Annotated in this window: 6 protein-coding genes and 1 pseudogene; 1 reads left to right on the top strand and 6 read right to left on the bottom strand. The window is 33.5% G+C overall.

Going from position 1 to position 4409, the window contains the following annotated elements; genetic code table 11:
• Positions 1-87: 87 nt before the first annotated feature.
• Positions 88-201 (top strand): annotated as a pseudogene (locus Q0Q96_RS00780) (IS110 family transposase); the annotation flags it as partial.
• A gap of 172 nt (positions 202-373) precedes the next feature.
• Here the strand turns inward: Q0Q96_RS00780 and nhaA are convergent.
• From nhaA to Q0Q96_RS00750, 6 genes are all read right to left on the bottom strand, one after another.
• Positions 374-1531: a Na+/H+ antiporter NhaA gene (gene nhaA / locus Q0Q96_RS00775; protein ID WP_293870313.1), complete on the bottom strand. Its 1158-nt coding sequence runs from the start codon at positions 1529-1531 to the stop codon at positions 374-376.
• Positions 1532-1692: 161 nt separating this feature from the next.
• Positions 1693-1992, bottom strand: a complete 300-nt coding sequence (locus tag Q0Q96_RS00770; RefSeq protein ID WP_293870311.1) for a type II toxin-antitoxin system RelE/ParE family toxin — start codon at positions 1990-1992, stop codon at positions 1693-1695.
• On the bottom strand, positions 1992-2237 hold the full coding sequence (locus tag Q0Q96_RS00765) for a type II toxin-antitoxin system ParD family antitoxin (RefSeq protein WP_293870309.1): 246 nt from the start codon (positions 2235-2237) through the stop codon (positions 1992-1994). The genes Q0Q96_RS00770 and Q0Q96_RS00765 overlap by 1 nt, the downstream gene beginning before the upstream one ends.
• Positions 2238-2705: 468 nt before the next feature.
• Positions 2706-3029, bottom strand: coding sequence for a DUF6804 family protein (locus Q0Q96_RS00760; RefSeq protein ID WP_293870307.1), 324 nt, complete (start codon positions 3027-3029; stop codon positions 2706-2708).
• A gap of 2 nt (positions 3030-3031) precedes the next feature.
• Complete coding sequence (locus Q0Q96_RS00755) at positions 3032-3661, bottom strand: hypothetical protein (RefSeq protein WP_293870305.1); 630 nt, start codon at positions 3659-3661, stop codon at positions 3032-3034.
• 10 nt (positions 3662-3671) lie between these two features.
• Positions 3672-4409, bottom strand: a 738-nt coding sequence (locus Q0Q96_RS00750; RefSeq protein ID WP_293870303.1) for a hypothetical protein, incomplete at its 5' end; no start/stop codon positions are given.

Below are 4409 nucleotides of genomic sequence, written 5' to 3'. Positions count from 1 at the left end.
TAATCTGAAACTCGGTACTCCTTTTTTAATGTTTCCATTTCTAGTTTGGGTTTAGAAATGTGTCAAGTTTTTTTAGGAGATGACAACCGAATAACAAACCAAGGGGAAAACAAGAAATTAGCACTAATTGCTGTGTGTAATAAACTGCTAAAACAAGCCTTTGCAATAGCAAAATCAGGGGTTGAGTACAATGAAAACTAAAGAAGTAAAATTGGAAATAACAAATTAAAATTTTCTTTTGAAAGGAAAATGAAAAATTCATTTCCCCTTTGCAAGACTAATTTTGGTTTCCAACACAAAACTGGGCAAAAAAAAGCAAAATATATTTGTTTTTAAGCACAGTTGTTTGTTGTAGGCTGACATATTTCTATCGTCAAGGTGTCTCGTCTTTTTCTACTTGTATTTTAAGTGTCAGTTTGAGGAATATAAAGCCAATTGTCCCTGCAAGAAATGATGCAATTAGAATTGCAATTTTTGAATTATTAATGATGTCTGCATTGTCAAACGCAAGAAGTGTAATGAAGATTGACATTGTAAAACCTATACCACCTAAAAAACCTGCACCAATTATATTTTTCCATTTCAAGTCTGTCGGTAATGCACAAAGTCCCAAGCCAACTCCGAAATATGAAAAGAGCCAAATGCCTATAGGTTTTCCTATTACAAGTCCTGCGATAATTCCTAAACTGTTTGTTTGTCCTAAACCACTTTGCCAACTGTCGCCAACCGCAATGCAAGTATTAGCTATTGCAAACAATGGAAGAATAAAAAAAGCAACTGGTTTGTGTAAGAAATATTGAAGAATATATGAAGGTGATTTTTCCCCACCTCTACCAAACGGAATTGCAAATGCTAACAAAACACCTGTTATTGTAGCGTGAACACCTGAATGTAACATAAAATACCACATTATTACACCGCCAATTAAATATGGAATTAAGTTGTGAACTTTAAGTCGGTTTAGAATGAGTAGAAAACCGAAAATGCCTAATGCAATAAATAAATTAACAAATGCTATTGTGGTTGTGTAGAAAATTGCAATAATTATTATTGCTCCCAAGTCGTCCATTACTGCCAAAGCTGTCAAGAATATTTTTAGAGAGGTTGGAACACGATTGCCTAAAAGAGATAAAATGCCGATAGCAAAAGCAATGTCTGTCGCCATTGGAATACCTGCACCTGCTTGAGTGTCTGTCCCGAAGTTAAGCAATAAAAACAGACCTGCTGGAACAAGCATTCCGCCTATTGCACCAAAAATTGGTAATGAAGCACTTTTTATGTCTGAAAGTTCTCCGTGATAAATTTCTCGTTCCAACTCTAAACCAATGAGAAGAAAAAAGATGGTCATTAGTCCGTCATTAATCCAATGAACAATACTGTGTCCACCCAAGTCAAAATACCAAAAATTAATATAGTCTGTCTGCCAAGCCGAATTTGCAAGTCCAAGTGAAAGAACTGTTACGAAAATTAAAATTAGTCCACCTGCTTTTTCGCTGTCAAAAAAATCGTTGAAAAGTTTGGTCAATTTCATTCTGTTGTCTGTCGGTTTCGGGTCTGTAATGCTTGCCTATAACTTTTTGCCTTTAGTTTGCAATAAAAAAATAATGATTAAATTAACCTAAAAGGAAACGTGAACTTACCCCAAAATTCGCAATTGCGAGAAACGGCTGTTGTGCGATTGCTTTTTCTTTTTTAATCGTTAATTCTATTTTTAACATCCATTCTTTCATGTAAAATTCTTACGACTTCCATTTCTGTATTTTCAATTCGTTTGCAAAATATTAAATGCGATTTCACTTTTGAATATCGATAATCTTTACGAATACTTCCAAAATCTTTAGTTGTTTCAAAATTTTCAGCGACAAATTCTATTTCATCCATTATCAAATTATAATATCGGTTAGCTTGTTCAATCGACCAATTTTCAGCCGTATAAATCCAGATATTATTCAAATCTTCTAAAGCTTTTTCGCTAATGATATATTCCGCCATCACTTTTGGAAATTTTCGTTTAATCGTTTTAGGTTTTCTGAACGGTTAAAATTTTGAATTTTACCGCTTTTTTCTCCGAGTTCTAGTTCTGCAATTAAAGATTTAGTTTGAATTTCTTCTTGTTCAAAATGTCTCAAAGCAGTTCTAACAACTTCGCTTACAGAATTATATTTTCCTGTTGCAATTTGTCTGTTTATAAAACTTTCGTAATATTCTCCGATTAAAATTGATGTATTTCGTGCCATAACTTTATATTTTTTACAAAAATACCAATTTATGGTATTCTGACATAGATTTTCGATTATTTTTTCGGTTTTCTGTCGCTCGAAAGTGTCGCACAACGTCAGTTCGTCCAAAAACCTAATTTTTTTACAAACTAATTTTTAATAAACTTAAATATACTACTTTTTAGTACTGATTAATCGCTAAATAAAAAACAGTAGTTTTAGTTTGGTTTAAAAAAAATGAACTTGCTCATAGTTGCTTGTTTTACAGTTATGAATTTACAAAAAAAGTACTTAAGCACCAAATAAAAATCGTTCTTTGTTTGACAAAAAGAGTAATAAATGGGAAGAGGTTTTTAGACAGTTTGACGGTTCGGGGGTTTGAGATGGCGGGGAGTTTTAGCACTAAACTTTGTTCGGAGCACTGAACTTCCACCTTGCACCAAACTGTCTGCGAAGCACGGAACCCCCGCTATCGCAAACCCCTTGTTAGCTGCCGTTTTTCTTTCTCCACGAAGTTGTATCCTTCCAAATTGTTAGAATCAGAATTAATGCCCACACAACATCAATTGCATTCCACACTGTCCTCCCTAATGAAATTTTTATAAATGGGTTTATCAAAAGAGCAGATGCCGCCCAAATAATTAAAATTGTTTTGTCTTGGCTGTTCCTTTCTTGATATGCTAACCAAACAAAACCTGTCATTCCTAAAAACCTTACAAGTTGAAAATAACTATAAGGCATATCAAGGAGACAACAGAGAAATAAAATTACGAGAACTAATTTTACAATTATTTTAACGGAGATGCTCATGCTTAATGAAATATTGATTGTTGTTCTTTTTCTGCTGTCCTGACTATTTCGTTGAAAGTTGGCAAGTATGTAACCTCAATGAAAAAACGATGTTCTTTTTCTTGCTCTTTTGAATCTATATCAAACTGACTATATTCAACTGAAATAGAATCTTTTAAAAACTTACCTCCATACTGTGTCGAATCTTTAATGAATGTGCCATATGAAAGAGAAAGATTTTTTTTAGCAATGCTATCAAATTCATTTGGCTCATACACTTTGCCAAGTAATTTATATCTGAATAACCTATCGTCAAAGAAATTATAGCCAAGTTCTGCTGAATACGTCCAAAGATTTATCTCGTCAATTTGTTTCGCAGTAATTCGCTTTTCGTCTAACAAAGCATTCAGTCCGGGTTCAAAGAATGTGAATGTTACACCGTCCTTTAGTTTACATTGATTAGCTCGTTCAATCTCTTTCCATGACATATTCCAAGTAGAATTCAAAATAGCTTTTTTGTCTGTTCCATTTTTGTAAATAAATAACTTCTCATCCCGCAGATGCTTGTTCAGAAAAAAAAGTCCCGCACCAATAGCTCCGATGATTACAAGAACAAATGTCCACTTCAAAAATTTTAGAATTCTCTTTTTCATTTTATCAAAGTTATTGTTTATAAAATCCTTCTGAACCCAAGGGAGACCAGTAAGCATATTTTATGTGTTTATTTATTCTCTTGTCTTCTGGGATAACACGAATATCCCCAGGCATTATTCTGTCCGATTTTAAATTCTTAGCTGTCAAAAATGCAATCATGTTTTCAAAAATTGTTACTAAGTTTTCTGTCACGGATGGAAGAAACTGGAATAAAGACATTCTCGGAAGTTTGCTTTCAAGATAGTTGACTTCAATAGTCGGTGAGATGATGTTTGAGTTTGCTTGTAATTCAAAATCTTTAATCTCTGTTTCTGTCCTTCTGTGGTCTAAACAGTTGCGAATGTTTCTAACCAACATAATGAATGGCAAAATTTCTGTCATAAACTTTGTAAACTGGTCTTGCTCTCCATATTTGGTTTTGATAAAGTCCAAAAAGTTTGAGTAAAAAGATTGTTTACTAAAGTCGGGGTAAAAAATTCTCAACAACGCCAACTGTGCTTGATACGCTTGGTCGGCTTTTTGAAAGATTGTTTTGCATCGGGTCTTAATGTCAGGAATAGCAGGAGTTGCATGGTCAAGTTTTTTAACCTTTCTGTCCTCGTAGTCCGCACTTGCTTTGTTTTCGGCTGCGATGTATTCATTTATCTCTTTGTCTAAGACCGCTATCTCTTGAACTAATTGTCTTATCCTAAAATACGTTGACCTTTTTTTAGGTTTAATAATTATTTCAAATTTATACTTTATTGC

It is taken from the genome of Flavobacterium sp., from assembly GCF_025352015.1.
GTDB lineage: Bacteria > Bacteroidota > Bacteroidia > Flavobacteriales > Flavobacteriaceae > Flavobacterium.
The sequence above is the reverse complement of the archived record's forward strand: the minus strand, read 5'-3'. Positions and strand labels throughout refer to the sequence as shown.

Excerpts from the sequence above, each read along its gene's own strand:
- Q0Q96_RS00765 (WP_293870309.1), bottom strand. The coding sequence starts at position 2,237 with ATGGCACGAAATACATCAATTTTAATCGGAGAATATTACGAAAGTTTT.
- Q0Q96_RS00755 (WP_293870305.1), bottom strand. The coding sequence starts at position 3,661 with ATGAAAAAGAGAATTCTAAAATTTTTGAAGTGGACATTTGTTCTTGTA.
- Q0Q96_RS00760 (WP_293870307.1), bottom strand. The coding sequence starts at position 3,029 with ATGAGCATCTCCGTTAAAATAATTGTAAAATTAGTTCTCGTAATTTTA.
- nhaA (WP_293870313.1), bottom strand. The coding sequence starts at position 1,531 with ATGAAATTGACCAAACTTTTCAACGATTTTTTTGACAGCGAAAAAGCA.
- Q0Q96_RS00770 (WP_293870311.1), bottom strand. The coding sequence starts at position 1,992 with ATGGCGGAATATATCATTAGCGAAAAAGCTTTAGAAGATTTGAATAAT.